A 24,222-nucleotide genomic window follows, 5' to 3' on the forward strand; every position below is an offset into this window, starting at 1 on the left:
GGGGCCGTTTCGTCGGGCCCCCGTCGCGGGTCGTTTGCATGGCGGATGGAACATCGCACGGATCATCCCGTCGGATTAGGCGGCGGGCGGAACCCGGGTCAAGGGCGCGTCCGTCCGCGCCTGCCCCGGTGCCATCGACGCGGCAGGACGTCGCATCCTGGAGCGCCCCTTGACCTTCCAGCGGGGGAAACCCCCACCTGCCCTGAAACCAAGGAGAACCCCCATGAAGTTCCACGTCCCCGACATGTCCTGCGGCCATTGTCGCGCCTCCATCGAGAAGGCCGTCGCCGCCGTCGACCCGGCCGCGCGCGTGACGTTCGACCAAGCAGACCGCCGGGTCGAGATCGACACCGCGCGCGACGCGGACGCCATGCGCGCCGCGCTCAAGGATGCCGGCTACGACGCCGCTCCCGCCTGACCCCGAGGATCTCCCCATGACCATGTTGACCCGCCGTGCCCTGATCGCCGCAACCGGTGCCGCCGCTTTCGTCGCGGGGGCCGCCCCGCTGCTGGCCGCCCCGCCGGCCACCCTGTCCGTCGTCAAGAGCCCGACTTGCGGCTGCTGCACCGGCTGGGCCGACCTGGCGCGCGAGGCGGGCTACGTGGTCGACACCACGGATGTGGACGACGTCACGCGGGCCAAGGTCTGACGCGGGCGTGCCCGACGATCTCTGGTCCTGCCACACGGCCCATGCTGACCGCCCGGACGGGCGCACCTACGTCATCGAGGGGCATGTGTCCTTCGATGCGATGGACCGCCTGATGGCGGAAGCGCCCGACGTCGTCGGCGTTTCGGCGCCCCGGCATGCCTGATGGGCTCGCCCGGCATGGGCACGATCCGACGGCGGAGTACGACATGTTCGCCCTTCGGCGGCGCGGCGGGGACGGCATGCGGTTCGACACGGCGGCCGCGCGATGAAGCCGGACAGCCTGACCCTGACTGTAGGTGCCGTGGTCTTGGCCGGGGTCGGAGCGGTTGCGTGGACCGCCTTGAATCCGCCTGCGGGCGGCCATTCCATGGTCCCGCCCCGACACTTCCGCCATCGCGCAGGGCGCACCAATCGTTCAGGTCTCTCTACCGGAGACGCTGGGTGATTTGGAGGCGATCGGCCAGCTCGCCTACGAAGTGGGTTTGTGCCGCTTGCCACGGCGTGAACGCAGCCGGGCACGCAATGGCATCGACGCCCGCCCTTGGTGCACATCACCTACGAACCCGGCCATCACGGCGGACGAATCCTTCTGGCGGGCGACGCAAATGGGCGTGCAGGCCCATCACTGGCAGTTCGGGAACATGCCCGCCATCGAAGGGCTGACCCGAGCCGACGTCAAGGCGATCAACCGCTTATATCCGGGCGCTGCAGCGCACCAACGGGATCGGTTGATGCGGCGCGACGCCGTCGGCCGGAACGATCATGACAGGACCCATACCATGACCCTCACGCGACGCCGCTTCGGCGCCCTGCTCGCCGCCTCCGCGGCCCTGCCCGCCCTGCCCCGGCTCGCCCGTGCGGCCACCGACCCGATCATGATCGAGGCCCGTCCAGGCCCGCGCAGCTCCTGCCGCCTCCCTACCCAGCCACGCCGGTCTGGGGCTATGACGGTACGGCGCCCGGTGCAGGCATCCGCATGATGCAGGGCACGCGGCTGGAACGGCGGCTTCTGAACGCCCTACCGGAGCCGACCTCGATCCACTGGCATGGGGTCCGGCTGCCCAATGGGATGGACGGTGTCGCGGGTGTGACGCAGGCCCCACGTCGCGCCCGGCGACAGCTTCGACTACGCCTTCGACCTGCCCGACGCCGGGACCTACTGGTACCATGCACACCGGTCCTCGGCCGCGCAGGCTGGGCCGCGGCCTGCACGCGCCGCTGATCGTGGAGGAGCGCGAGGGCCTGCGCCCGACGTGGACGACGAGATTGTCGCGATGCTGGGCGACTGGCGCCTGAACCGTGACGGTACGCAGGTGCTGGACTTCGATGCGCCCCATGACGCCAGTCATGGCGGACGTCATGGCAACGTCGTTACCACCAATGGCCAGGTCGAGCATCCCACCCGGTGCGCCGCGGCGACCGACTGCGCCTGCGGCTGATCAATGCCAGCAACGCGCGCATCTTCGAGCTGGCGCTGCAGGGCATGAACGGCTGGGTCGTGGCGCTGGACGGCATGCCTCTGCCCACGCCGCGCCCGCTGGAGACGTTGGTGCTGGCCCCCGCGCAACGCGCCGACGTGATCGCCGACGTGACCGCCGAGGCCGGCGAAAGAAGCGCTGTTGATCCGCCATGAGCGAGAGCCCGTAGTTCAGATGGCCTTCCCCGTCCGCGCGGCACAGCCGCCGTCCGCCTCGCACCCGCGCCGCTGCCGCCCAACCCGGTGCCGCGCTCGGTGCGCTGGCGGACGCCCGCCCGCTGCGGTTGGTGATGGAGGGCGGCGCGATGGGCCGGATGGACGGCGCGCGCGTGGGCGGCCAGCGCGCGGGCTTCCGCGAGATGGCGGATGCGGGCTTCTACTGGGCGTTCAACGGCCGGGCCGACTGGACCGCGGCGGACGCGATGGCGCCGCTGGCCGAGCTCGCGGCGGGCGAGACGGTGCGGCTGGCGATCGAGAATCGCTCGAACTGGCCGCACTCCATGCACCTGCACGGGATGCATTTCCACGAGATCGGCGCGAGCGGCACGCTGGGCGATCTGCGCGACACCACGCTGGTGGCGGGCGGCGCCACGGTCGAGATCGCGTTCGCCGCCGCTGCAGCGGGCGACTGGATGCTGCACTGCCACATGCTGAGCCATGCCGCTTCGGGGGATGATGGCCTTCCTGCGGGTCGCGGCGTGAGAGGGAAGGCTGCGGCGCTCCTCGTCGCCGCGCTCGCGGCGGGCGGCGCGTGGTGGGGGCTTGGCGGGGCGCAACTGGGGCGGCCCCCGGAGCCATGCCCGCCATCGCCGCGCCCATCGATCTGGCCAGGGGGGCGGCGCTCTACGGCGAGTATTGCGCCGCCTGCCACGGCGCCGCGCTCGAAGGCCAGCCCGACTGGCGCAGCCCCGGCCCGGACGGCCCGCCTGCCTGCCCCGCCCCATGACGAGACCGGCCATACCTGGCACCACGACGACGCGACGCTGTTCGCCTATACCAAGCTTGGCGGTACCGCGGCCCTCGCCGCGCAGGGCGTGGACGGCTTCGACAGCGGCATGCCCGGCTTCGAGGCCGTCCTGTCGGACGCCGAGGTCCGCGACGTCCTCGAATACATCAAGTCCACCTGGCCCGCGCGCGAACGCGCCGCCCAGGCGGCCGGACCGAGGCTGCCGGCGGCTGACCGGTAGGCATCATCGGATCGCGCGGACCTCGTCGACGGCAGGTGTGGGCTCCAGCCCCAAGGCTTCCGCGGACGGGCGGTAGACTTCGGATGCGCCGAGCCGCAGCAGGAAGCGGCTTAGGATCAGGCCGTAGATCAGCTTTGACGTCACGTCCGCGACGGTGAACAGCCCCTGCCGCCAGATCACGCCGGTCCAGCGGAACGCCTGCATCAGGGCGTCGTGCTCGCGCATCAGGTTCAACCCGGCGCAGCCCATCATGACTCCGCTCATTCAGGCCACGACCCGGTAGCGGGGCGCGAGGTCGAAAGGAGGCGAGTGCGAAGTGGCCCCCGAAGGCGAAATGCGCGCCGTAGGAGATTATCAAGATGAGGGCGAAGAGGCTCCATTCCGTGGGGCCGAGCGAGTACAGGTTCTCGAAGTTCATGTGGCCTCCAACGGGTATTGCCCCGACGGCAACGAGGATGGTTTCTCGTGAGGTCAAGACGGCGGGCGGCGTAGCTTCGGACCGTACAGCGCTGGAATGTCGTGACATTTCCAATGCTCAGCGGGGCGAATTCGACATCGACCGAGTGGAACGACGCCCTGCCGGGCCGGGAGCTGTGGAATCGATATCCCATGCGAGGCGATCCGGCCTATTTGGAGGTGCAGGGATGAACGACATGGTGCGCAGCGGCCGCCCCGTCGAGATACGGCTTGACCTTCCCGCGCCGGATGCTCCGATCCGGACCCGGAGATTGGGGTCGTTCCTCGCAGAGCGGCGGTACGAACCCCTTGATGAAACCCGGTCGTGAGGAATGCGGACATTTCGGTCACGCTTTTGAGACGCATGGTGCGCCTGCCGATCGTCGTTACGGGCGTCCTCCTGCTGTCGGCATGTTCGGGCACCACGCTCTGTCCGCGCGACGTGGAACGTCGGCCCCTGATCCCGCCGGGCTGCGAGGTGCAGGACGACGACGGTCCCGTTCGTTCGCTATCCTGCGAGAACGGGCGCTCGGGGTTCGCGTTCGATCCATGATGCGACTGAACCCATGAAGGAACATACCGAAATGAACAGGTCTGGAATGCGCACGTCGCGCTCGATGCTCCTACTCACGCTTGGAGGCTGCGCCGCCCTCGGACCGCCGGATGGTATGGGCGCCGCCACCGGAACCGATCCGATTCCGGAGGCCGTCCTGGCGATGGCCGCGCCGTACCAGAACCTCGGCGCGATCGAGTTCCGGCCCGAGGACGGATGCTACTGGTACTGGCACGACGGGCCCGTCGAGACGACCCTGCTGCCGCTGCGCACGCCGCAGGGGAACCCGATATGCCGGGCGTCGACCTGACGACCCGGCGACGCATCAGGTCGCAGCGAGCGCGTCCTCCGGCGGGTAGAGGAAGGCCGTCGATCCCGTCTCGACTTGATCGTAAAGATCGATGATGTGGGCCATGACCATGCGCACGCAGCCCGAACTCGCCCGCCCGCCGATCGACCGGGCCTCCGGCGAGCCGTGGATCCGCAGGTAGGTGTCCCGCCCGCCCTCGTAGAGATACAGCGCGCGGGATCCGAGCGGGTTCAGCGGGCCACCGTCCACGCCGCCCGCGAACTGTCCATAAATCTCCGGGTCGCGCGCGATCATGTTCCGCGTCGGACGCCAGACGGGCCATCGCGCCTTGCGCCGGATGGCATAGATGCCCGGTTCGTAGAGATCGCCGCGTGCGATGGCCACGCCATAGCGGATGGCCGTCCCGCCGGGGCGGATGTGATAGAGGTACCGGGCCACGGCGTCGACATGGACGTCCCCCGGCAGGAGGCCGGGCTTCGCCTCGACGACCCGGGGCAGGAAGCGCTGATCGATGCCCCAGGGATTGGACGTGGCAGGATCGTAGTCGGCCGGCGTCACCTGCGCGTCCCACGCCTTCCACATGTCCCGATCCGAGATCGGCGCGCGCCCCTCGACGCCGACGGGAAGGGTCTGCGCGAGGCTCGGCCCCGCGATTGGTGCGGAGAACAGCGCAGCCGCCGCCCCGATGAAGTGTCGCCGTGTCAGCATTCCGGTTCCTCCGTTCTGGCAGCCGTCTGCTACTCGACACGGTTGCTTGGCATCCAGCGCCGGAAGGCAAGGACATACGCGGTGCGGCGACGTGACGGGACGCGTCCGGCGGATCATGCCTCTCTGGAACGCCCCGCCAAGTAGAAGGCCGCGATCCACGCCGCGGCGAGGAGAACGCTGAGAATGGCGTTCCAGCTTGCCATCGAGAGCGACATGAACTCCCAGACGACTTCGTCGCAAAGGACGAGCGTCTCGGCCGTTTCGAAGGAAAGAAGATCGGCGCCGGTCATCGCGGAGAGGTCCGACGCGCCGCCGGTGCAGGTGGAAGGACCTTCCCACCAGCCGCGCTCCACCCCGGTATGGAACATGCCGAGGCCCGCTGTCGTCATCGCCGCCAACGCCCCGAGCGCCAGGATCGCCCGCCCCCGTCCCAGGAACAGGAGCACCACGCCGAGCGCGATCGCCACGCCGTGCGGGTAGCGTTGCCAGATGCACATGGTGCACGGCAGGTAGCCTGCGAGCTGATAGAGATACGCGCCCCCCAACAGGGCCGCCGATCCGATCGCTGCGGTGTATCCAAGATGCAAAGACGTGCGGTTCATGCGGTGCTCCTCCTCGCTGGCCGGGCCCATGGCAGATGGGCCGCTGGCCCCCATCCAGCCCCCGCGCCAAAACTTCGCGGCGGATCACAGGCGAGGCAAATTGAAATTGCGTTTAGGACAGAGAACTGCCTGACGCGACCTGTATTTAAAAGACATGCAGGCACCCGATCCATTCGCAATTTTGTGACTGGACCTTGCGGCGCTGGAAGGTCGCATCACACATTTTTGGGTGACGAGAAGAGAAGAGCCTTGGCGGAATCACGACGTAACCTGCTGATCGGCGCGCTGGCGATCGCGGGTGGATATGCGGCGCTGAGGTTCGGACCGCCGGCGGTGGCCGAGATCTTCGCCGGGGATCTGGAGTTCGAACCGGTCGCGCGACCGGCCGGCTTCCGCCGGATCGCCGGCGGCGACAGTTCGACGGGGTTCGACCTGTTCCTCGGCCTTGACGACGATCCCGGCCTGGACACCGGCGCGGCCTTGGAGCGGGTGAGCGCACAGCCGTGCGAAGCGCTTTACGGCGACGACCGCGATCCGGACGTCGTTCCGATGGCGTCCTTCTCGGACTACAACTGCCCCTACTGCCGGGCGCTCACCATCCGGCTGTCGGAGATCGAGGCGGCCTCCGTCGGCCGCGTGCGCATCTCGTGGCACGAACTTCCCCTTCTGGGCGAGGCCTCGATGTTGGCCGCGCAGGCCGCGCTCGCCGCCAAGCGGCAGGGGGCCTATGTCGCGTTCCACAAGCGCCTGATGCGGTCGCCGTTCCGGACCACCCCGGAATACCTGAAGGTGCTGGCCGACGATCTGGGCGTCGACAAGACCCGACTGCTCGCGGACATGGACGGCGAAGACGTCCGGCGCGAGCTGCGAGAAAGCAGCGCCTTGGCCGAACTCTTTGCCTTCGTCGGCACGCCGGCCCTCGTGGTCGGCCGGACGGTCGTGCAGGGCGAGATCAGCGATGCGCGGCTGGAGCGGCTGATCGCGCGGGAACGGGCGGATGGCCCCATCGAGGCTTGCGCATGATCCGGCTGGCCGGACTCGTCCTGTCGCTGGCCTTGCTCGGCGGCGGGGGCGCCATCGCCGCCACCTCGCAGTCGTATGAGTCCCCCGCACTGACCGCGCGGCTCATCACCGTCGAGGATGGGATCGGGCCCGATGCGGGGACGATCTCGGCGGGCCTCGTCCTCGATCTGGAGGAGGGCTGGAAGACCTATTGGCGTTCGCCTGGCGAGGTCGGCCTTCCGCCCGAGGTGGACTGGGCCGGCTCGCGGAACGTCGCGTCGGCGGAGGTCCTCTGGCCCGCGCCCGAGCGCTTCCGCGCCTTCGGCATCGAGAACTTCGGCTATCGCGACGAGGTGGTCCATCCGATCCGCATCGGCCTCGACACGCCGGGGCGACCCGTCGCGTTGCGCGCGGTGATCTCGATGCTCGCCTGCTCGGATATCTGCGTGCCGCTCAGTTTCGACCTGGCCCTCGACATCCCGGCCGGGGCAGGCATTGATCGGAGCGCGGCCGAGGTGATCGCCGAATGGGTGGAGAAAGTGCCGCTGTCGCCGGAGGCGGCGGGGATGGAGCTTCGCGCCGCCGCCCTTTCCCCGGACGGCGCTGCCCTGACCGTCGAGCTTGAGCGGGCCGCGGGATGGCGGTCCCCCGACCTCTTCCCGGAACTGGGCGACGGCACCGCCTTCGGTGCGCCGGATATCCGCGTTTCCGCAAACGGTCGCAGGCTCTGGGCCTCCCTTCCCATCTTGGCACTGGCCGATCCGGCCGCACCGTTGACCCTGACGGTCACCGATGGCGCGAACGCCGCGACCTTCGAGGACATCGCGACCGGCGTCGCGGTGCCGGATCCGCCCTATGCGGAGGCGCAGCCGAGACGATCCTGGTCGGCATTGAGCTGGATCCTCGCCCTCGCCTTCTCCGGGGGGCTTGTGCTCAATGCGATGCCCTGCGTCCTTCCGGTTCTGTCGATCAAGCTGTCTTCCGCCCTCAGATCGGCGCAGGAGACGCCTGGCCGGGTCCGGACGGGGTTCCTGGTCACGGCGGCTGGCACGCTGGCCTTCATGCTGGCCCTGGCCGGCGGCGTCATCGGCCTCAAGGGCCTCGGTTACGCGGTCGGATGGGGCACGCAGTTCCAGAACCCCTACTTCCTCATCGTCGTCACCGTGATCCTGACCCTCTTCGCGGCGTCCTTCTTCGGCCTGTTCGATATCGACCTGCCGCCCGGTCTTGCCACGCGGCTGGCGACGGTGGGAGGCCGAGGCCATGCCGGGGAATTCGCGACCGGCGCTTTCGCGGCGTTGCTCGCCACCCCCTGCTCCGCACCCCTGCTGGGGACGGCGGTGGCCTTCGCGCTCACGGGCTCCGCATTCGAGGTCGTGGCGGTCTTCGCCACCATGGGGCTGGGCCTCGCCCTGCCCTATCTGATCGTCGCCGCGCGCCCGGGCGTCGTCTCGGCCCTGCCGCGACCCGGCCGCTGGATGCTCGCCGTCAAGGCGGTTCTGGGACTTCTTCTGGCGGCCACGGCGATCTGGCTTCTCTGGGTGCTTGCCGGAGTCCGGTCGGAGGCGCTTGCCTGGTCAGTGGCGGCACTGCTGGTCGGGATGATCGGGCTCATCACCCTGATGCGTGTCCTGCCGTCCGCGCGCGGCTGGGCGATGGCGACGGCGGCGGGCCTCGCGGTCGCCATGATCGCGCTGCCGGCGCTCATGCAACCGGAGGCTCGCGCCGCAGGTCGCGACGACGTCATTGCATGGGTGCCCTTCGCGCGCGCCGACATCGCCCGCCATGTGAGCGAAGGCCACGCTGTCCTCGTCGACGTGACCGCCGACTGGTGCCTGACCTGCAAGGCCAACAAGACGCTGGTGCTGGAGCGGGCGCCGGTAGTGGACGCGCTGGCGGCGCCGTCGGTCGTCGCCATACAGGCCGACTGGACCCGCCCCGATCCTCGGATCGCCGCCTTCCTCGAGGCGCAGGGCCGTTTCGGCATCCCGTTCAACATCGTCTACGGTCCAGCTGCTCCCGAAGGGATCGCGCTCTCGGAGGTCCTGACGCCCGGAGCCGTCATGGACGCGCTCGGGGCCGCCCTCGGAACGGAAGTCGCACTTAGATCGGATTGATACGCCGCAATCCGAAAGCCGCTTATTTCCCATCCAGCGCACGCAGCGCGGGCACCCGTCGCGGATCGTCGGACGGCAAGGCACCGACCGCCGCCCGCGCCCGGGTGCGAGCCTCCGCCGCATCCTCCGTCCGCCCCAGCACATCGTAGGCACGCATCAGGCGGATCCATCCGTCGAGATCGCCCGGTTCGTCTTCCAGCCGCGCGGCCAACCCTTCGACCATCGACTCGACGAAGGCCATCCGGTCCTCCGGGGCCATGTCTTGCGCCGCGGCGACGTCTGCCGCGCTCGGCTCCCGCCCGCCGCCGAGCATCGGCGCGTAGCGCGTCAGGTCGAGCGGCGCGTCGCCCGTCTGCTCGCCCAGCCGGTTGGCCGAGGCGATGAACAGCTCCATCCAAGGCTGGAACCCGTCCGCCGAGTCCAGCCGCTCCACCAGCAGCGCGCGGGCCGTGACGAGCGCGCCTTCCTGCTCGCGGGCCTGCGACAGGTAGAACACGGCCGCCGGGTTGGCGGAGTCGAGGGCGATGGCCCTGTCGATGACGCGGCGCGCCTTGGGCGTGACGACCCCGCTCTCGGCGGCGATCAGCGCCTCGGCATAGCGCGACTGCACCGAGGAATCCGCCCCCTCGCGTTCGGCCATGCTGGCGAAGGCGCCGGCCGCGTCCTCATAGCGGCCCATGTTCATGTAGGTCTGGCCCAGCAGCACCCAGCCCTCGGTCGGGCCGCCCTCCGGGTCGCTTTCGAGCCGCGCCTTCAGCTCGGCGGTCAGGGCGGCGACCTGCGCCGCCTCGGCCCGCTGCGCGGCGATCTCCTCGGACGGTCGACCCGCGACCTCGGGGGCACCGATCTGGAGGTAGAGAAGCACCGCCGCCGCGGGTACGGCGACGGCCAGCAGCGCGCCGATCGCGCGGCCCGAGCCCCGGCGCTCCGGCGCCGCCTCCGTCCGGCGCGCCACCGAAAGGAGGCGGCGCTTGATTTCGATCTCGGCGCCCTCCGCCTCCGCCCCGGAGATCAGGCCCCGGTCGCGGTCCGCTGCCACCTCGGCAAGTTGGTCGGTGAGGATTGCGACGCTTCCATCGCGCCGGGTCAGGGTCGCGCGACGGCCGCCGAAGCCGAAGAACAGGAACGCGCCGCTTGTCAGGGCGAGTGACGCCAGCAAAATCCATAACGTCATGTCCGCTCGGTCTCTCCGTTGTTCGCAATCTGCATGAGCTCATGCTCTTCCTCGGGGCTCAACGCGGTCGTCTCGCCCCACTCGGCACGGGGTCGACGCCGACGCAGCGTCATGGTGACCGCCGTGGCGCCGGCCCCGAAGATCGCGAACGGCGCGAGCCACAGCACGTAGGTGGATCCCTTCAAAGGTGGGCGGAACAGGACGAAATCGCCGTAGCGGTCCACGAAGAAATCAAGCACCTCAGCGTCGCTGTCCCCATCGACGAGTCGTTCGCGCAGCAGCAGACGCATCGTGCGCGCCACGCCGGCGTTGGAGCTGTCGATGTCCTGGTTGAGGCAGACGACGCAGCGCAGCTGCTTGGACAGGACGCGGGCGCGTTTTTCCAGATAGGGATCGGCCAGCATCTCATCGGGCTCGACCGCCCAGGCGACGCCAACGGCGAGCAACAGGGCGAATACGGAGGCGAGGACGCGATGTATCATGACCGAACCGCCGCCGCTGCCAAGGCCTCCCGGATCTCCTCCTGCGCACCAGGCGCGATGATCGGGCCCACGTAGCGGAAGGTCACGACGCCGTCGGCGTCCACCACAAACGTCTCGGGCACCCCAGAGATCGCCCAGTCGATCCCGACACGACCGTCGATATCCGAGCCGATGCGCGCGTAGGGGTTGCCGAGGTCGTCCAGCCATCGGGCCGCATCCGCGGGTTCGTCCTGGTAGTTCAGCCCCATCAGGCGTACGCCCTCGTTGCGGACCAGACGCGTCAGGACAGCATGCTCGGCGCGGCAGGGCACGCACCAGGACGCGAAGACGTTCACGAGGACAGGCGCGTCGCCCCCGCGCAGGTCGGCGGCCGACAGGCCGGGCCTGCCTGTCCCCTCGACGGCCGGCAGGACGAAATCCGGCACCGGCTGCGCGATCCGTGCCGATGGCACGGCGTTCGGGTCCCGGTCCGGGTCCAGCCCCCACAGCAGGAAGCCGCCAACGGTAATCGCCAGCAGCGCCGGCAGGGCGAGGGGGATGCGCGACATCGGACTACTCCGCCGGGTGCGGGATCGCCGCTCGGCGCGCAGCGCGGCGCGGCGCGCCGATGCGAAGCCTGCGATCGGAGATTGACAGGAAGCCGCCAAGGATCAGCATGACCGAACCAATCCAGATCCAGTTGACCAACGGCTCGTAGAGGATGCGAAGCGTCCATTGCCCGCTCTCGGGGCCAATGGCGGGCTCGCCGATCGTCACATAGAGGTCGCCCGCGAACGTGGATCGGATGGCCGACTCGGTCGTGGTGCTGCCCGCGACCGGATAGGAGCGGCGTTCGGGACGCAGCCGTGCGATCTCCTGCCCTTCGCGAAGGACGCGCAGTTGCCCTTGCTGGGCCACGTAGTTCGGACCCTGCACCGGTTCGACCCCGTCGAACACGACGTCGAAGCCTGCGATCCCGACTGTCGTGCCGGGGCCGGCGAAGAGGATCTGCTCTTCTTTCCACGCGGAGGAGCCGACGAAGCCCAAAATCAGGACGGCGACGCCGAGATGCGCCAGCGTCATGCCGTGGGCCGCGCGCGGAAGTTGCCGCGCCCGGCGGGCCGCCTCGTGCCAAGGGACGTTTCCAAGGCGGATTCGAAGTGCCCATTCTCGCAGGCTTGCCACGAAAAGCCATGCCGCGATCGCGATGGAGAGGACCGCAAGGATCGGGCCGCCGGTCTGGAGATACCACACGATCCCGGCGACGATGGCCGCCGCCAGCAAGGCCAGCCGTAGCCGTTGGGCGACGCCCGCCAGGTCTGCCCGCTTCCACGACAGGAGCGGCCCCACGCCCATCATTACCACGAGCGGCAGCATGACGGGGATGAAAACGGCGTTGAAGAAGGGCGGCCCGACCGTCAGCTTCTCGCCGGTGATCGCCTCGATGAAGAGCGGGTAGAGCGTCCCCACGAGGACCGTCGCAGTCGCCGTTGCGAGCAGCAGGTTGTTGATCAGCAGTCCGGCCTCGCGGCTGACGGGGCGGAACAGCCCGCCCGGCTCCAACTGCGGCGCGCGCCAGGCGTAGAGGGTCAGCGAGCCGACGACGGTCACGCCCAGCAGCCCCAGGACGTAGAGTCCGCGCTCGGGATCGACGGCGAAAGCGTGGACGGAGGTCAGCAGGCCCGAGCGCACGATGAACGTGCCCAGCAGCGACAGTGAGAAGGTCAAGATGGCGAGCAGGATCGTCCAGCTCTTGAAGGCGTCGCGCTTCTCGGTGACGATCGCCGAATGCAGCAGCGCCGTGCCCAGAAGCCAAGGCATGAAGCTGACGTTCTCGACCGGGTCCCAGAACCACCATCCGCCCCAGCCTAGCTCGTAGTAGGCCCACCAAGACCCGAGCGCTATCCCGGCGGTCAGGCTGATCCAGGCGGCGAGGGTCCAAGGTCGCACCCAGCGGGCCCAAGCCGGATCGACCCGCCCCTCCAGAAGCGCGGCAACGGCGAAGGAGAACACGATCGAGAAGCCGACATAGCCGAAGTAGAGCAGCGGCGGATGCATCGCGAGGCCGACGTCCTGCAGCAATGGATTGAGATCCTGCCCGTCCATCGGCGCCGGGAAGACGCGGTCGAACGGGTTGGACGTGAAAAGCATGAAGGTCAGGAAGCCCACGGAGATCCAGGCTTGGACTGACAGCGTGCGCGCCTTCAGCCCCGCAGGGATATTGCCCCCCAGCAGCGCGACCCCCGCCCCGAAAATGGCGAGGATCAGTGTCCATAGCAGTAGCGATCCCTCGTGACTGCCCCAGCTGCCTGCAACCTTGAAGAGCATCGGCTTGAGCGAGTGCGAGTTCTCGACGACATTGAGGACGGTAAAATCGCTGACCACGAAGGACCGTACCAAGGCGATAAAAGCGAGCCCGATAAGCACAACCTGCAAAGTCGCGGTCGTCCGTACGCTTTCCATCCATTGAACCCGTCCCGTGCCCGCCCCCGCGATCGGCAACACGCTCTGCACGACGGCGACCGCCAGGGCAAGAATTAGGGCGAAATGGCCGACTTCCGGTATCATGTGCATGTTCCCCGCTGCCTTAGACCAGGACGTCGGGGTTTCCATCGCAGGAGGGTCAAGGCCTGACCTGCGGGATCGTCTTCACGCCTCCGTGATGGAAATCGGCTTGCCCTTCCCCGGTGGAAGGTCGGCACGGACAGAGGTGCCAATGCGGGCCTTTCCCGCCGAAGCCAGTCCACGGCGTCGCCCGTCTCGCGCCTTACCGAACCCCTGACCCCGGAACGTTCCATGACACCGCTTGCGATTTCCTTCCCCGGCATCGGGCCGGACATCTTCTCGATCGACCTCGGGGTCTTCACCTTCACGCTGCGCTGGTACGCGATGGCCTACATCGTCGGCATCCTGCTGGGGTGGTGGCTCTGTCGCAGGGCGGTGCTGACGCCGCGTCTTTGGGGTTCCGCGGGTGCGCCGGTGACTGCAGCGCAGCTGGAGGACCTCGCCACCTGGATCGTGCTCGGGGTGATCCTGGGGGGTCGGCTCGGCTTCGTCCTGTTCTATCAGCCGACCTACTACCTCGCCAATCCCGCCGAGATCCTGATGGTCTGGCAGGGCGGCATGTCCTTTCACGGCGGAATGCTCGGGGTCGCGTCCGCGCTCGTGCTTTTCCATTGGCGTCGCGACGTCCCGCTCATGCCACTTGCCGACCTTCTGGCGCTCGCCACGCCGATCGGCCTGTTTCTCGGCCGGCTCGCCAATTTCGTGAACGGCGAGTTGTGGGGCCGGTCGACCGACCTCCCCTGGGCCGTGATCTTCCCCGGTGCCGCGGCGCAGGATTGCCCCGGCGTCGCCGGCCTGTGTGCCCGACACCCGTCACAACTCTATGAGGCGGCGCTGGAGGGAGCGGTGCTGGGCGCGGTGCTGCTGTGGCTGGCTTGGCGGCGCGGGGCCTTCGCACGGCCGGGATTGCTGACGGGCGTGTTCCTAGCGGGCTACGGCACGGCCCGCGCGGTGGTCGAACTCGTGCGCCAGCCGGACGCGCAGTTCGTCGCTCCCGGCAACCCGCTGGGCTACGCCGTGCAACTGGGCGAGGTCGGGCTGACCATGGGACAGGTTCTTTCGGTGCCGATGGTCGCGGCGGGCCTCTGGCTCGTCATGCGCGCCGTTCGGCACCTGGCTCCGGGAATGGGCGAGACCAACCCTCAGTCACCTCGCACTTGACCAGAACAGGTCAGATGGCACCCTTACCGCACTAGCAGGGCGATCGGATATAGTACCGCGAGGAGGATCGGCTGGTGCAGCAAGTAGATCGCAAGGCTCCGGCGTCCCAGCAACGACAGCCCGCGCGCGACCCGGCTGCCGCCGTCGGGCAATAGGTCCAGCCACCCGCGGTCCAGTCCGATACGGGCGACGGCGAGCCCGACCAGCGTAAAGCCCGCCCAGGGAAAGACGGGCACGAAGTCGACGGATGGCACGGGTGCGACCGCAAAACCGATCCAGGCGACCGCCCGTGGGTCAAAGGCGGCATGCTGCCATGCAAGGCCGAGGGCGATCGCGGCGCATCCGACTAGCAGCTGGATCGCGACGGGCGCGCGCATGAATGCGACGCCGATCACGCTGGCCACCACGATGGCATGAAGAATGCCGAAGTAGACGAAGGCGTCACCGAGAAGCAGGCGCGTCGTTGCGGTGATCGCGATCGCGGCGGCGGCGATCTTCGCGAGGCGCAGGAGGAACGCCCGAGGCTCCACGCCGCCGCGTCCGGCAAGCGCGAGGCTGACGCCGACCAGAAGCATGAAGGTCGCCGCGACCGTCCGACCGAACGCGATCCATGCCGGATGCACGGACCAGTGCGGCGGTATCATTCCGAGGAATGTCAGATCCCAAACGAGGTGGAACAGCACCACCCCGAGGATCGCGACGCCGCGCAGGACATCCACCGCCGGATAGCGGGCGTGCCGCCTCTGGGGGCAGCCCTGTGCGAGCGAGATGTCCATCTGAGACGCCGATCCCCGAACGATGCCGTTTCGCAGCCCCTACGCGGGATACCGCGCTGGAAGGGAAGAGGTCGCACGATGGGATCGGCCGATGCCGGGGGCGGCAGGCCAAGGCAATAATGGCCCCTATCTTGACCCGACAATGCCGCTTGACCCTACCGCGGTGGAACCCGGTCGGATCGCGCCGAGGCGGCGACCGAGATGCCTGCCGGATGCATATGGAGGACCATCATGAACCCGGATGCCGGAGAAGCGCCCGAGGGCACGAGGCGCGATTTCCTTTACTACGCGACGGCCGGCGTCGGCACCGTCGTCACTGGAATGGCCGTATGGCCCCTCGTCGATCAGATGAATCCGTCAGCTGACGTGGTGGCGCTCCTGTCGATCCAGGTCGACATCTCCGGGGTGGAGCCTGGAACGCAACTCACCGTCATGTGGCAGGGCAAGCCGGTCTTCGTGCGCAACAGGACGGCGGCCGAGATCGAGGCCGCCACGGCAGAGGAGGTCACCGACCTTCCCGATCCATTGGCGCGGAACGCCAATCTTCCCGACGACGCGCTGGCCGTGGACGCCAATCGGGCGGTGCCGGGCCTGGAGACCCTTCTGGTGCAGATCGGCGTCTGCACCCATCTGGGATGCGTGCCCCTGGGCGACGGAGCCGGGGATTTCGGCGGCTGGTTCTGCCCCTGCCACGGCTCGCATTACGACGCGGCGGGCCGCATCCGCCGGGGCCCGGCGCCGGAGAACCTCCACATTCCGCCTTACGCACTGTCGGAGGACGGGCTGCTCACGATCGGCTGATCGTGGCATCTCCCGGCTTCACAAGAGGAAGCGCCAACCCATCCACACCGCCATGCCGACCATCATCAGGTTCTCGGTCAGCGACACGAAGCCCAGCGGCACCTTGCTGTCGCCACCGACGCAGGCGCATTTCAGCTCGCGCTTGTCGACGTAGACGGCCTTGAAGACGCTGACCGCGCCCACCGTGCCGATGAACAGCGCCGAGGGCACAGACAGCCAGTGCCAGACCATCGCCGTCATCAACAGGCCCGCACCCGTCTCGACCCACGGATAGACATAGCCGTAGCGCACCCACCGCTTGGCCAGCAGGTCGTAGTTGAGGAACATCGTCGAGAAGCTCTCGATGTCCTTGAGCTTCTGCAACCCCAGCAGCACCATCGAGATCGAGATGAACCAGCCCAGCGTCTGCCAGGTCAGCAACGTGTCGAAGGCGAACCAGGTGAAGGCGACGGCCAGCGCCGCGCCGACCGCGAACAGCGCGATCACCGGCTGGTAGGAGGTGTCGGAGCGTTCGGCCTCGGGCTTGCGCTTGCCGAAATGGACCATCAGCGCGTCGTAGCCGCCCACCCGCTCCTCGCCGATCCATGTCTGCGGCGTGGTTTTCACCCCGTGCCGTTCCTTGAAGGCGTCGGTCTCCTCGCGCGAGGTCAGCAGGTGGTCGTCGACCTCGAAACCCTCGCGCTCCAGCAGGTCGACAGACTTCAAGCCGTAGGGGCAGGTGTGCCCCGGCATGTCCATCCGGTAGATCGTGGCGCGCTTGGCGCCTTCGGTCGTGGTGTCCTTCGGCATGGTCGGCCTCCTCAGGTGCAGGTGTAGACGCCGCCGTATCCGGCGCGCAGGGCGGGCTCGGTCAGCAGGTCGAAGATCAGGTCGCTGCCCGCGCCGCCCTCCTGCGGCGTGACGGTCAGCCGGACGCCTTCGGCGGCGAGCACGGGCGCGCGCGTAACCTCCCCCTCGATCAGCGACACGGGCACCAGCTGGCCGGTGATCTTGATGACGCCCTCGCCGGACGCGTTCACCGCGACCACGGTCTGCTGACCTTCCGAGAAACGGAACGCGCAGGCGGGATCCGGCACGACCTGCGCGACCTCCGCGTCGGTCATGCCGCCCAGGTCCACCCCGGCCAGCGCCGGACGCGACAGCGCCTGCGCCACCGAGGCCGCGACGGGGGTCGGTCCCTCGGCCGCGCCGATGGGATAGTCGCCGCCCACCTCGCCGTTCTCGCGGATCTGGCGGATCAGCCATTCCATCTCGGCGATTTCCTTCTCCTGCGCGGCGATGATCTCGTCGGCCAGCTTGCGCGCGCGCGGGTCGGTGATCGCGGCCCGTTCGGAGACCATGATGGCGATGGAATGGTGCGGGATCATGGACTTCATCCAGCTTTCGTCCTGCACCGTGATCTGCGAGCGCACGAGCCACAGGCCGAGGGCGAAGATGGCCAGAGACGCCGCGTAGAGCGTCAGGTTTAACCAGCGGGTCTTGTACATGTGCAGCATGAAGCTGAGCATGATGGCCAGCATCGTGCCGAACATTAGCATCGACATGTAGGCCCGCGTCTCCGACAGCCAGAAGTCGCTGAGGCGGTAGATGTTCCAGTACATAAAGAAATACATGACCACGGTGGACGTAACGACCATCGCTAGCAGGTTGCCGTACATCTTCCAGTTCGGGCCGCCGTCCCCGGACTTGTCATGCGACCCCGCAGCGCCCTTGCGCGTCGTATCGTGCACCATCTCGTCCTCCATTCGTTCACGTTCAGGGCGCGTCGAAATAAAGCCCTATTGCGGGAAGAACGACTCTCCAACGCTGGAAGGTTCCAAATAGGTCGGTTCTCGTTTTGCCGAGATCACGGATGCTGTCTCGCGCGGACTGTGCCCAGTCGGAAGGCAGGTGTCTTGGGGTGTTTCGCGCAGCCCCCTTCGCGGAGCGGGCTGCGCGGATCTTGTCGGGCGTCAGAGACGGGCGTCTTTGCATCCGCTGAGCGTCTCGATGATCGGACAGTCGGGACGGTCGTCGCCTGCGCAGGTCCCGACCAGATGCGTCAGCGTGGTCCGCATCTCCTGCAGCGCGGCGATCTTGGCCTTGATCGCGTCCAAGTGGTCACGCGCGAGGCCTTTGACCTCGGCGCTCGTCCGGCTCTCGTCGCTCCACAGGGCGAGCAGCCTGCGGCAATCCTCGATCGGAAAGCCGAGCGCGCGGGCCCGCCCAAGGAAATCCAGCTTATGGACGTCGCGCATCGAGAAGGCCCGATACCCGTTATGCGATCTGGCCGGGGTGACGAGGCCGATCTCCTCGTAATATCGGATGGTCTTGGCGGGTACGCCGGTCCGGTCGGCGACTTCTCCTATGTTCATGATGGCCTCCATGCGAAGGCGGGATGGCGGGCGGAATAGGGGGACATGACGAATTCCTCGTTTCAATTGACGCAACGGATATCGATAGGGGCACCACTGGGGCGCGCCGTCAGATCACGCGCGGCGGGTCGAGGAATTCGTGGGGATCGCGGCCGGCCGGAAGACCCGGCGGGCCGACGAGAAAGGTCGAGTGGAATTCGCGCAGGACAATCGGTACCGAATGTTCCACCACGACTGCGGAGATACTTATGCAACTAGGCGAACGGTCGGTAACGTCTTGGCAGCACTCCACCGCTTCTTGCGCAAATTCCGCATAGGATTGAGATTCAACATGAACGTTCTCATGGGCATGCAGCATCCCACTCGCGCCGAGCAGGCCGGTCCACAGCAGGGCTGCGGCAAGCAACAGGGTGATGGGACGCTTCCATGCCATGACTGGAAGCTAAAGCCTTCAACCGACTATCTCAAGGGCGGGTCGGAATACTTGACCTTCCAGTAGGGGGAACCCCCATCTGTGATGTGGAACGCCGATCCAAACAGGAAACACCCCATGACCGCTCCCGCTCCCACCCGACAGGCCTTTCTCGTCGACGGCCTCAGCTGCGCCTCCTGCGTGGGCCGGGTGGAACGCGCGCTCCTGGCCGTGCCCGGCGTGGCCGAGGCGCGCGCCAACTTCGCCACCGGCCGCGCCGAGGTGACGACGGACGCCCCGGTGGACCGCGCAGCACTGGTTCGGGCGGTCGAGGGGGCGGGCTATTCCGTGCACGCCGCCACGGTCGAGCTGGAGGTGGACGCCATGACTTGCGCCTCCTGTACCGGCCGGGTGGAGCGTGCGTTGACCGCCGTGCCGGGCGTGACCGCGGCCCGCGTCAACCTCGCCACCGGCCGCGCCACGGTCGAGGGCACAGCCGCCGCCGCCGATCTGGTCGCCGCCGCCGCCGCCGCGGGCTACGCCGCGCGCGAGGCCGCGCGCGACCGGGTCCCGCAGGCGGATGACGCACGGGACGCCGAGGCGCGCGCCATCGGGCGCCGCGTCCTGATCGCGGGCGCGCTGACCCTGCCGGTGGCCCTGCTGGAGATGGGCGGCCACTTGGTCCCCGCCTTCCACGACCTGATCGCCGACACCGTCGGCATGCGCGCCAGCTGGCTGATCCAGTTCGTGCTGACCACCGCCGTCCTGCTGGGGCCGGGGCGGGGCTTCTACACGCGCGGCGTGCCCGCCCTACTGCGCGCTGCGCCGGATATGAACTCCCTCGTGGCGCTCGGCACCCTTGCCGCCTGGGGCTATTCCACCGTGGCGCTATTCGCGCCGGGCGTCCTGCCCCCGGGCACCGTCGGCGTCTATTACGAGGCCGCCGCCGTGATCGCCACGCTGATCCTGCTGGGCCGCTGGCTGGAGGCGCGGGCGCGGGGCCGCACCTCCCAGGCGATCCAGCGGCTGATCGGCCTGCAACCGCGCACCGCCCGCGTCCGGCGCGACGGCGCGGTGGTCGAGGTCACCGCCGCGCAGGTCGCCCCCGGCGACGTGGTCGAGCTGCGCCCCGGCGAACGCGCGCCCGTCGACGGCGAGGTGGTCGAGGGTGCCAGCTACGTCGACGAAAGCATGATAACCGGCGAGCCGGTCCCCGTGACCAAGGCCCCTGGCGACCCGGTCACGGGCGGCACCATCAACCAGACCGGCGCGCTGGCGATCCGCGCCACGGCCGTGGGCGCGGACACGATGCTGGCGCAGATCGTGCGCATGGTCGAGGTGGCGCAGGGCGGCAAGCTGCCGATCCAGGCGCTGGTGGACCGCGTGACCATGTGGTTCGTCCCTGCCGTCATGGCGCTGGCCGCGACGACCTTCGGCGTGTGGCTCGTGTTCGGCCCCGATCCCGCGCTGACCTTCGCGCTGGTCAACGCCGTCGCCGTCCTCATTATCGCCTGCCCCTGTGCCATGGGGCTGGCCACGCCGGTCTCGATCATGGTGGGCACCGGGCGCGGCGCCGAGGCGGGCATCCTGTTCCGGCGCGGCGAGGCGTTGCAGCTGCTGCGCGACGCGCGGGTGGTGGCGCTCGACAAGACCGGCACCCTGACCGAGGGCGCGCCCCGCCTGACCGACCTGCACCTGGCCGAAGGGTTCGACCGCGCCCAAGTGCTGGCCCGCGTCGCCGCCGTCGAGGCGCGGTCAGAGCATCCGATCGCGCGCGCCATCGTCGCCGCTGCCCGGGCCGAGGGGCTAGACCTGCCCGAGGCGGCGGGCTTCGATGGCGTCACCGGCATGGGCGTCATAGCCACCGTAGACGGCGTGGCCGTGCAGGTGGGGGCCGACCGCTACATGGCGTCGCTGGGCCATGACGTGGCCCCCTTCGCCGCCGCCGCCGAACGGCTGGGGGACGAGGGCAAGACCCCGCTCTATGCCGCCGTGGGCGGTCGCCTCGCCGCGATCCTGGCCGTGGCGGATCCCATCAAGGACACGACGCCGGCCGCCATCGCCGCCCTGCACGACCTAGGCCTGACGGTCGCCATGATCACCGGCGACAACCGCCGCACGGCCGAGGCCGTCGCCCGCCGCCTGGGCATCGACGCTGTCGTGGCCGAGGTCCTGCCCGGCGGCAAGGTGGAGGCGGTGCGCGCCCTGAAGGCCGCGCATGGGCGCCTCGCCTTCGTGGGCGACGGCATCAACGACGCGCCCGCCCTGGCCGAGGCCGATGTGGGCCTTGCCGTGGGCGGCGGCACCGACGTGGCGATCGAGGCGGCGGACGTGGTGCTCATGTCCGGCTCCCTGCGCGGGGTGCCCGACGCCATCGCCCTGTCGCGGGCCACCATCCGCAACATCCGCCAAAACCTGTTCTGGGCCTTCGCCTACAACGCCGCCCTGCTGCCGGTGGCCGCCGGCGTGCTCTATCCCGCGTTCGGTCTGCTTCTGTCGCCGATCCTCGCCGCCGGGGCCATGGCGCTGTCGTCGGTCTTCGTGCTGGGCAACGCCCTGCGCCTACGCCGCTGGTCCCCGCCGTCGCGCGCGGGCGACGGCCCGCCGCGCCCGGCCCCTTCACAAGCCGTTCCGGCGGAATAAGGCCCAGGCATCGGGCTATCCGCCTTGACCTTCCATCGCGGGAACGCCCGACGTCCGGGTCTCGAATGCCGTGCCGCATGGTCGCGGATTTCGACACCGAACCGACGAACCTCCACCGATACGCCCCCGCATCCAAGGTGACGCCATGCTCCGATCGATCGCCCGCCCCACCCTCCTACTTGCAGCCGTGTTGGCCGGATCGCCGCTCCTCGCCGACGAGATCACCCCAGAAGAGGTCAAGCGCCTGGCGCTCGAGGCGATCCTCGAGAACCCTGAGATCGTGATGGAGGCGGTGGCCCTCCTGCAAAGGCAGGAAGAGATCGCCCAGGCCGAAAGCGCCCGTTCGGCCATCGCCTCTGAAGCGGACGCGCTCCTCGCTGACGCGCCCGTGCTGGGCGATCCGGCGGGCGACGTCGCGGTGATCGAGTTCTTCGACTACAACTGCCCCTATTGCCGCCGCGCCAAGCCCATCCTGTCCGAGTTGATGTCCGACGATCCGGGGGTGCGCGTCGTCGGTCGCGAATGGCCGATCCTGGGCGAAGGCAGCGTCTTCGCCGCCCGCGCCGCGCTCGCGGCCCGGGCCCAAGATCTCTACGAGCCGTTCCACTGGGCCCTCATGGGCATGGCGGGGCGGGCCGAGCGCGGCTCCGTCCTGCGCATCGCCGAAGAGGTGGGTCTCGACGTGGAACGCCTGCTGACGGACATGGAGGCGCCCGAAATCGACGCCCACATCGCCGAGTCCATGCGGCTCGCCGACCTGCTGGGTTTCTCGGGAACGCCGTCCTTCGTCGTCGGCGAGACTCTGCTGCCCGGTCTCGTCGATGCCGAGACGTTGGCGGCGGCGGTCGCACGGGTTCGGGAGGCGCGCTGAGCGCCGGGCATGTCCACCCTTGCAAGCCTGCCGCCAAATCTCCGCCGCCGGCGCAGGTGCGCTCGCCTTCCCTCAATCCGGCTTGGTGATGCGGATCTGATGCACGACGCCGTCCGTCTCGACCCGGGCGGTGGTCTCCAGTGTCATCGGATCCAGCCGCCAGAGTTCCGCCGAGGCCGAAGAGCTGACCAGGAGACCTGGAGCCCCGAGAGCGACGTGATAGGGTTCGGTGCCCGGGGACCGCTCCAGCCGCTCGCCCGTCTCCCGGTCGACACGCACCACCATGTCGCGTTCCGTAGCCGCCACGGTCACCGCTTGCGCGTCGATCTGCACGCCATGGAGCGTGCCACCGACGTCGATAGAGGCCTCAATCCCATCTCCGGAGACCAACGCCACCGCGTCCTCGTCGGCGAGGGCCGCCGCGACGGTGCCGTCGGGCGCGAGGTCCATGTGCTTGGGTCCGCCGTCCAGCGGAACGTTCGACAGTACGATGCCGCGCGCCGCATCCAGCCTGCTGATCGTGCCGTTGCCCGCGTTCGAGACCAGGAAGACGCCCGCCTTGGCGTCGTAGACGGCGTATTCCGGCTCGGGACCGGTGCGGATCGGCCCACGGACCGACAGGTCGTCCAGATCGATGATCGACACGCCTTCGAGGCCCGGATGCGTCACCACCGCATAGCGTTCGGTCGCGTCGACCTCGACATGATGCACCATGCCGGGCACCTCGACGCGCGCCATCGGCTCGTGGTCGGCGATGCGGGCCAGGGTGACGATGCTGACCGACCCTGTGCCACCGGAGGCCCCGCCGTGATGCGCATCGTGCGCGTCGGCGTCCATGTCGGCAGGCTTGTCCATCTCCGCGGCCTCCTCGCGGGCCGTCTGGGCGAGGCTGCCGATGACCAGAAGCCCGCGCCCCGGCGCCACGGCGAGCCCGTGCGGATTCTCGACGCCGTCGACGCGACCGACGACCTCCAGAGCGTCGTTCAGGTGCAGGACGCTTCCGACGTCGCCCTGCGGCAGGAAAACGTCCGCGTGGGCGGTCCCTGCAAGGAGGCCTGCGATGAGAGTGGGAACGATGCGCATGATCTTTACTCCTGATGCGTGTTTTACGGGATGTGGGGGCTTGCCGCGCTGGAGGGTCAAGAAGCGCTTGGCGATACCGGCGGCATCTGCGTTGAGACCCCGTTTCGCCCCTAGACGCCCCGACTTCCACCCGTCCGGATTCGACGCGCTACCGAGGATAGCGGGCCCTCGGCTCATCCGGATTGTAAGGACGCGTATGACCTCAAATGAGAGCCACCCCGAATGCGGACGGACGGGCGGACCATGATGGAGCGGCACTTCGCTCTGGACCTGCCCGCCGGACGCTTCGCGTGGAACGTCCTGATGCTCAGCCTCGCGGCCCTCGGGCTTCCGCTGGCAGCATATCTGTCGCTCCGGCCCGGCGTGGCCGAGATGCTGGCGCAGGGCGGTACGACAGCCGCCCAGCTTCTGCTGCGGCAGGTCGCCTTGAACGGCGTGCCGGTGGTCTTCGCCGTGACGTGGGCGGGGTTCGTCCTGCACGGCCTGCGCTCCCGGCCCGGCGCCGCTCCACGAACCCCGTGGATAGTGATGCTGGCCGACGCGCCCCTTCGGCTGACGATCTTCGGACTCCTCCACCTCGTCGTCTACGTGCTGGCCGCGGACTGGTTCGGCTCCTTCGGGGGCGATCGCGCGACCGCCCTGCGCGTCGTAGCGCCCACGCTGGCACGCGCGGCGGCCTTCGAGAACCTATCCGGCGCCTATCTCTACGCGGTGCTTCTGGCTTCCCTGCCTGCGCAGGCCTCCGCATCTCGGCCGCCGGGCGGCAGGTGTCGGGCGGTCGCCCTTCTCGGCCTCCTCGCGTGGACGGCCCTCTGCGTCTCGGCCTTCACCGCGATCCTCGTGGCAATCGCGCGCTGAC

At 68.9% G+C, this 24,222-nt stretch carries 27 protein-coding genes and 3 pseudogenes; 17 read left to right on the plus strand and 13 right to left on the minus strand.

Features of this window, described 5'->3' with window-relative positions; genetic code table 11:
* The first annotated feature begins 223 nt into the window (after positions 1-223).
* From K3551_RS18460 to K3551_RS18500, 9 genes and pseudogenes are all read left to right on the plus strand, one after another.
* The gene (locus K3551_RS18460) at positions 224-418 is read left to right on the plus strand and encodes a heavy-metal-associated domain-containing protein (protein ID WP_259920026.1); all 195 of its coding nucleotides are present in this window, start codon (positions 224-226) and stop codon (positions 416-418) included.
* A gap of 16 nt (positions 419-434) precedes the next feature.
* Positions 435-650: a hypothetical protein gene (locus tag K3551_RS18465; RefSeq protein WP_259920028.1), complete on the plus strand. Its 216-nt coding sequence runs from the start codon at positions 435-437 to the stop codon at positions 648-650.
* Between the two features lie 7 nt (positions 651-657).
* The gene (locus K3551_RS18470) at positions 658-813 is read left to right on the plus strand and encodes a DUF411 domain-containing protein (protein ID WP_259920031.1); all 156 of its coding nucleotides are present in this window, start codon (positions 658-660) and stop codon (positions 811-813) included.
* Between the two features lie 283 nt (positions 814-1,096).
* Complete coding sequence (locus tag K3551_RS20000; RefSeq protein WP_311199812.1) at positions 1,097-1,630, plus strand: hypothetical protein; 534 nt, start codon at positions 1,097-1,099, stop codon at positions 1,628-1,630.
* A pseudogene (locus K3551_RS18480) lies at positions 1,621-1,689 on the plus strand (hypothetical protein); the annotation flags it as partial. The gene K3551_RS20000 and the pseudogene K3551_RS18480, both read left to right, overlap by 10 nt.
* Positions 1,690-1,903: 214 nt before the next feature.
* Positions 1,904-2,089 carry a hypothetical protein gene (locus K3551_RS18485; RefSeq protein ID WP_259920034.1) on the plus strand — a complete coding sequence of 62 codons (186 nt, stop codon included), beginning with the start codon at positions 1,904-1,906 and terminating at the stop codon, positions 2,087-2,089.
* The gene (locus K3551_RS18490) at positions 2,056-2,283 is read left to right on the plus strand and encodes a hypothetical protein (RefSeq protein ID WP_259920047.1); all 228 of its coding nucleotides are present in this window, start codon (positions 2,056-2,058) and stop codon (positions 2,281-2,283) included. The genes K3551_RS18485 and K3551_RS18490 overlap by 34 nt, the downstream gene beginning before the upstream one ends.
* A gap of 266 nt (positions 2,284-2,549) precedes the next feature.
* A pseudogene (locus K3551_RS18495) lies at positions 2,550-2,738 on the plus strand (multicopper oxidase domain-containing protein); the annotation flags it as partial.
* Between the two features lie 185 nt (positions 2,739-2,923).
* A pseudogene (locus K3551_RS18500) lies at positions 2,924-3,314 on the plus strand (c-type cytochrome).
* Positions 3,315-3,317: 3 nt separating this feature from the next.
* Here the strand turns inward: K3551_RS18500 and K3551_RS18505 are convergent.
* On the minus strand, positions 3,318-3,578 hold the full coding sequence (locus K3551_RS18505; protein WP_259920049.1) for a hypothetical protein: 261 nt from the start codon (positions 3,576-3,578) through the stop codon (positions 3,318-3,320).
* Between the two features lie 809 nt (positions 3,579-4,387).
* On the opposite strand from K3551_RS18505, the gene K3551_RS18510 reads away from it, so the two are divergent.
* Positions 4,388-4,633 (plus strand): hypothetical protein, encoded by a 246-nt coding sequence (locus tag K3551_RS18510; protein WP_409197436.1) that lies wholly within the window; start codon positions 4,388-4,390, stop codon positions 4,631-4,633.
* Between the two features lie 15 nt (positions 4,634-4,648).
* Here K3551_RS18510 and K3551_RS18515 read toward each other — a convergent pair whose 3' ends face one another.
* Both K3551_RS18515 and K3551_RS18520 read right to left on the minus strand, forming a co-directional pair.
* A complete protein-coding gene (locus tag K3551_RS18515) occupies positions 4,649-5,341 on the minus strand; it encodes a L,D-transpeptidase (protein WP_259920052.1) in 693 nt (230 codons plus the stop codon).
* 113 nt (positions 5,342-5,454) lie between these two features.
* Positions 5,455-5,943, minus strand: a complete 489-nt coding sequence (locus tag K3551_RS18520; RefSeq protein WP_259920054.1) for a disulfide bond formation protein B — start codon at positions 5,941-5,943, stop codon at positions 5,455-5,457.
* 249 nt (positions 5,944-6,192) lie between these two features.
* Here K3551_RS18520 and K3551_RS18525 point away from each other — a divergent pair, with 249 nt between their 5' ends.
* A complete protein-coding gene (locus tag K3551_RS18525) occupies positions 6,193-6,966 on the plus strand; it encodes a DsbA family protein (protein WP_259920056.1) in 774 nt (257 codons plus the stop codon).
* The gene (locus K3551_RS18530) at positions 6,963-9,062 is read left to right on the plus strand and encodes a protein-disulfide reductase DsbD (RefSeq protein ID WP_259920057.1); all 2,100 of its coding nucleotides are present in this window, start codon (positions 6,963-6,965) and stop codon (positions 9,060-9,062) included. Before K3551_RS18525 ends, K3551_RS18530 begins: the two co-directional genes overlap by 4 nt.
* A 22-nt stretch (positions 9,063-9,084) precedes the next feature.
* Here the strand turns inward: K3551_RS18530 and ccmI are convergent, their stop codons facing one another.
* From ccmI to K3551_RS18550, 4 genes are read right to left on the minus strand one after another with little or no spacing between them, the layout of a single operon-like run.
* On the minus strand, positions 9,085-10,236 hold the full coding sequence (ccmI, locus tag K3551_RS18535) for a c-type cytochrome biogenesis protein CcmI (RefSeq protein ID WP_259920060.1): 1,152 nt from the start codon (positions 10,234-10,236) through the stop codon (positions 9,085-9,087).
* On the minus strand, positions 10,233-10,718 hold the full coding sequence (locus tag K3551_RS18540; protein WP_259920064.1) for a cytochrome c-type biogenesis protein: 486 nt from the start codon (positions 10,716-10,718) through the stop codon (positions 10,233-10,235). The genes ccmI and K3551_RS18540 overlap by 4 nt, the downstream gene beginning before the upstream one ends.
* Positions 10,715-11,266, minus strand: coding sequence for a DsbE family thiol:disulfide interchange protein (locus K3551_RS18545; protein ID WP_259920067.1), 552 nt, complete (start codon positions 11,264-11,266; stop codon positions 10,715-10,717). The genes K3551_RS18540 and K3551_RS18545 overlap by 4 nt, the downstream gene beginning before the upstream one ends.
* Before the next feature lie 4 nt (positions 11,267-11,270).
* Positions 11,271-13,265, minus strand: coding sequence for a heme lyase CcmF/NrfE family subunit (locus K3551_RS18550; protein WP_259920070.1), 1,995 nt, complete (start codon positions 13,263-13,265; stop codon positions 11,271-11,273).
* 228 nt (positions 13,266-13,493) lie between these two features.
* Between K3551_RS18550 and lgt the strand changes: the two genes are divergently transcribed.
* Positions 13,494-14,423 carry a prolipoprotein diacylglyceryl transferase gene (gene lgt, locus K3551_RS18555; RefSeq protein WP_259920073.1) on the plus strand — a complete coding sequence of 310 codons (930 nt, stop codon included), beginning with the start codon at positions 13,494-13,496 and terminating at the stop codon, positions 14,421-14,423.
* A gap of 23 nt (positions 14,424-14,446) precedes the next feature.
* Here the strand turns inward: lgt and K3551_RS18560 are convergent, their stop codons facing one another.
* The gene (locus tag K3551_RS18560) at positions 14,447-15,199 is read right to left on the minus strand and encodes a heparan-alpha-glucosaminide N-acetyltransferase (RefSeq protein ID WP_259920076.1); all 753 of its coding nucleotides are present in this window, start codon (positions 15,197-15,199) and stop codon (positions 14,447-14,449) included.
* A gap of 231 nt (positions 15,200-15,430) precedes the next feature.
* Between K3551_RS18560 and petA the strand changes: the two genes are divergently transcribed.
* Positions 15,431-16,000 carry a ubiquinol-cytochrome c reductase iron-sulfur subunit gene (petA, locus tag K3551_RS18565; protein ID WP_259920079.1) on the plus strand — a complete coding sequence of 190 codons (570 nt, stop codon included), beginning with the start codon at positions 15,431-15,433 and terminating at the stop codon, positions 15,998-16,000.
* Positions 16,001-16,018: 18 nt separating this feature from the next.
* Here petA and K3551_RS18570 read toward each other — a convergent pair whose 3' ends face one another.
* From K3551_RS18570 to K3551_RS18585, 4 genes are all read right to left on the minus strand, one after another.
* Positions 16,019-16,789 carry a glutaredoxin family protein gene (locus K3551_RS18570; RefSeq protein ID WP_259920080.1) on the minus strand — a complete coding sequence of 257 codons (771 nt, stop codon included), beginning with the start codon at positions 16,787-16,789 and terminating at the stop codon, positions 16,019-16,021.
* A gap of 11 nt (positions 16,790-16,800) precedes the next feature.
* Positions 16,801-17,745, minus strand: coding sequence for a DUF6692 family protein (locus K3551_RS20005; RefSeq protein ID WP_311199814.1), 945 nt, complete (start codon positions 17,743-17,745; stop codon positions 16,801-16,803).
* 207 nt (positions 17,746-17,952) lie between these two features.
* Positions 17,953-18,354, minus strand: coding sequence for a Cu(I)-responsive transcriptional regulator (gene cueR, locus K3551_RS18580; RefSeq protein WP_259920083.1), 402 nt, complete (start codon positions 18,352-18,354; stop codon positions 17,953-17,955).
* A gap of 109 nt (positions 18,355-18,463) precedes the next feature.
* Positions 18,464-18,787 (minus strand): hypothetical protein, encoded by a 324-nt coding sequence (locus K3551_RS18585; RefSeq protein WP_259920087.1) that lies wholly within the window; start codon positions 18,785-18,787, stop codon positions 18,464-18,466.
* A 117-nt stretch (positions 18,788-18,904) separates the two neighbouring features.
* On the opposite strand from K3551_RS18585, the gene K3551_RS18590 reads away from it, so the two are divergent.
* Together K3551_RS18590 and K3551_RS18595 are read left to right on the plus strand one after the other, a co-directional pair.
* Positions 18,905-21,409 (plus strand): heavy metal translocating P-type ATPase, encoded by a 2,505-nt coding sequence (locus K3551_RS18590; protein ID WP_259920089.1) that lies wholly within the window; start codon positions 18,905-18,907, stop codon positions 21,407-21,409.
* Between the two features lie 145 nt (positions 21,410-21,554).
* A complete protein-coding gene (locus K3551_RS18595) occupies positions 21,555-22,280 on the plus strand; it encodes a DsbA family protein (RefSeq protein WP_259920091.1) in 726 nt (241 codons plus the stop codon).
* Between the two features lie 72 nt (positions 22,281-22,352).
* Here the strand turns inward: K3551_RS18595 and K3551_RS18600 are convergent, their stop codons facing one another.
* Complete coding sequence (locus K3551_RS18600; protein ID WP_259920093.1) at positions 22,353-23,363, minus strand: hypothetical protein; 1,011 nt, start codon at positions 23,361-23,363, stop codon at positions 22,353-22,355.
* A gap of 243 nt (positions 23,364-23,606) precedes the next feature.
* On the opposite strand from K3551_RS18600, the gene K3551_RS18605 reads away from it, so the two are divergent.
* Positions 23,607-24,221, plus strand: a complete 615-nt coding sequence (locus tag K3551_RS18605) for a hypothetical protein (RefSeq protein ID WP_259920095.1) — start codon at positions 23,607-23,609, stop codon at positions 24,219-24,221.
* Position 24,222: the final 1 nt, after the last annotated feature.

The sequence above is a fragment of the Jannaschia sp. M317 genome (genome assembly GCF_025141175.1).
GTDB lineage: Bacteria > Pseudomonadota > Alphaproteobacteria > Rhodobacterales > Rhodobacteraceae > Jannaschia.

What these genes read in the sequence shown, in the direction of transcription:
- K3551_RS18460 (WP_259920026.1), top strand. Translation starts at nt 224, where the DNA reads ATGAAGTTCCACGTCCCCGACATGTCCTGCGGCCATTGTCGCGCCTCC.
- K3551_RS18465 (WP_259920028.1), top strand. Translation starts at nt 435, where the DNA reads ATGACCATGTTGACCCGCCGTGCCCTGATCGCCGCAACCGGTGCCGCC.
- K3551_RS18505 (WP_259920049.1), bottom strand. Translation starts at nt 3,578, where the DNA reads ATGAGCGGAGTCATGATGGGCTGCGCCGGGTTGAACCTGATGCGCGAG.
- K3551_RS18510 (WP_409197436.1), top strand. Translation starts at nt 4,388, where the DNA reads ATGCTCCTACTCACGCTTGGAGGCTGCGCCGCCCTCGGACCGCCGGAT.
- K3551_RS18515 (WP_259920052.1), bottom strand. Translation starts at nt 5,341, where the DNA reads ATGCTGACACGGCGACACTTCATCGGGGCGGCGGCTGCGCTGTTCTCC.
- K3551_RS18520 (WP_259920054.1), bottom strand. Translation starts at nt 5,943, where the DNA reads ATGAACCGCACGTCTTTGCATCTTGGATACACCGCAGCGATCGGATCG.
- K3551_RS18530 (WP_259920057.1), top strand. Translation starts at nt 6,963, where the DNA reads ATGATCCGGCTGGCCGGACTCGTCCTGTCGCTGGCCTTGCTCGGCGGC.
- ccmI (WP_259920060.1), bottom strand. Translation starts at nt 10,236, where the DNA reads ATGACGTTATGGATTTTGCTGGCGTCACTCGCCCTGACAAGCGGCGCG.
- K3551_RS18540 (WP_259920064.1), bottom strand. Translation starts at nt 10,718, where the DNA reads ATGATACATCGCGTCCTCGCCTCCGTATTCGCCCTGTTGCTCGCCGTT.
- K3551_RS18545 (WP_259920067.1), bottom strand. Translation starts at nt 11,266, where the DNA reads ATGTCGCGCATCCCCCTCGCCCTGCCGGCGCTGCTGGCGATTACCGTT.
- K3551_RS18550 (WP_259920070.1), bottom strand. Translation starts at nt 13,265, where the DNA reads ATGATACCGGAAGTCGGCCATTTCGCCCTAATTCTTGCCCTGGCGGTC.
- lgt (WP_259920073.1), top strand. Translation starts at nt 13,494, where the DNA reads ATGACACCGCTTGCGATTTCCTTCCCCGGCATCGGGCCGGACATCTTC.
- K3551_RS18560 (WP_259920076.1), bottom strand. Translation starts at nt 15,199, where the DNA reads ATGGACATCTCGCTCGCACAGGGCTGCCCCCAGAGGCGGCACGCCCGC.
- petA (WP_259920079.1), top strand. Translation starts at nt 15,431, where the DNA reads ATGAACCCGGATGCCGGAGAAGCGCCCGAGGGCACGAGGCGCGATTTC.
- K3551_RS18570 (WP_259920080.1), bottom strand. Translation starts at nt 16,789, where the DNA reads ATGCCGAAGGACACCACGACCGAAGGCGCCAAGCGCGCCACGATCTAC.
- K3551_RS20005 (WP_311199814.1), bottom strand. Translation starts at nt 17,745, where the DNA reads ATGGAGGACGAGATGGTGCACGATACGACGCGCAAGGGCGCTGCGGGG.
- cueR (WP_259920083.1), bottom strand. Translation starts at nt 18,354, where the DNA reads ATGAACATAGGAGAAGTCGCCGACCGGACCGGCGTACCCGCCAAGACC.
- K3551_RS18585 (WP_259920087.1), bottom strand. Translation starts at nt 18,787, where the DNA reads ATGGCATGGAAGCGTCCCATCACCCTGTTGCTTGCCGCAGCCCTGCTG.
- K3551_RS18590 (WP_259920089.1), top strand. Translation starts at nt 18,905, where the DNA reads ATGACCGCTCCCGCTCCCACCCGACAGGCCTTTCTCGTCGACGGCCTC.
- K3551_RS18595 (WP_259920091.1), top strand. Translation starts at nt 21,555, where the DNA reads ATGCTCCGATCGATCGCCCGCCCCACCCTCCTACTTGCAGCCGTGTTG.
- K3551_RS18600 (WP_259920093.1), bottom strand. Translation starts at nt 23,363, where the DNA reads ATGCGCATCGTTCCCACTCTCATCGCAGGCCTCCTTGCAGGGACCGCC.
- K3551_RS18605 (WP_259920095.1), top strand. Translation starts at nt 23,607, where the DNA reads ATGATGGAGCGGCACTTCGCTCTGGACCTGCCCGCCGGACGCTTCGCG.